2 protein-coding genes are annotated in these 944 nt (G+C 72.8%); both read right to left on the minus strand.

Annotated elements, in window-relative coordinates; translation table 11 throughout:
• A partial coding sequence (locus AC5RUJ_RS17230; protein ID WP_494156364.1) for an alpha/beta fold hydrolase occupies positions 1 to 503 on the minus strand: 503 nt, incomplete at its 3' end.
• 10 nt (positions 504 to 513) lie between these two features.
• The coding region (locus tag AC5RUJ_RS17235) for an NUDIX hydrolase (protein ID WP_494156365.1) at positions 514 to 944 on the minus strand (431 nt) is incomplete at its 5' end.

Here is a 944-nt window from a genome sequence, read left to right on the forward strand (position 1 = left end):
GGCGCCTGCAGGCGGACCCGCATCGCCTGTGCCCGGTCCGCCACGGTGGCCAGCGGCAGCGCTTCTGCGCCGACTACCAGCCGGACGAAGGCGCGCTGGTATTCCTCGTCGGTCAGCTCCCGCCGCGCGTCGAACAACGGCTCCAGCCGCTCGCGGTAGGCACGGGTGGCCGGCAGGTCCGCGGTCAAGGACAGGCAGGCGGGTTCGAACAGCGTGAGCGAGTGCACCCTGCCGGGGTGTTCGACCGCGGCCATCATCGCCGCGACGGCACCCTGGGCGTGAGCGACGACGTGGGCACCCGGGCCGAGGTGCCGGCCGACGATCCGGGCGTCCTCGTCAAAGTCGGTCGGCCGGGGCTCAGCCTGCGGATCAAACCCGTGGCGGCGCAGGAACAGGCAGTCGTAGCGTCCGGCCAGGCGGTGCTGGCGCGGCCAGGCGGCGGCCCCGAAGCTGTCGGTGCCGTGGACAAAGACCACCCGCTCCCCGCTGCCACTGACTGCCATGGGAGAAATACTAAACGCCGGAACCCACGGTTCCCTTGGAGTCGCCGGCGGCCTCCGCCGCCCAGACGTGGGGCACCAGTTCTCGTTCCGGGACGCGCAACTGCCCTGTCCGCAGCGGCTGCCCGTGGCGCAGTTCAACCACGGTGAGCAGTTCGTGGGCCCGGAGCCCAGCGGTCAGCTGGGCGGAGTGCGCCGGGTCCAGGACAGCTTCGGCCTGCTCGACGGGCAGGAAGACCGCCTGTCCCCCGGCACCGGCGGCGAGCTCACCGCCGTCGTACGTTCCGCCGTCGTACACGAAGGTAATGGCTTCCGCGGCTTCGCCGTCCAGCGGCTGGTAATCCAGTGCGAGGATGCGCCCGGGCGGTACGAGCAGGGAGGACTCGGCGAGCACCCGGGCCGCTGCCGCGCGCGGGTCTTCGCCGGGCCGGACCGGCGCCGCCG

This window comes from Arthrobacter sp. Y3223164 (assembly GCF_059091005.1).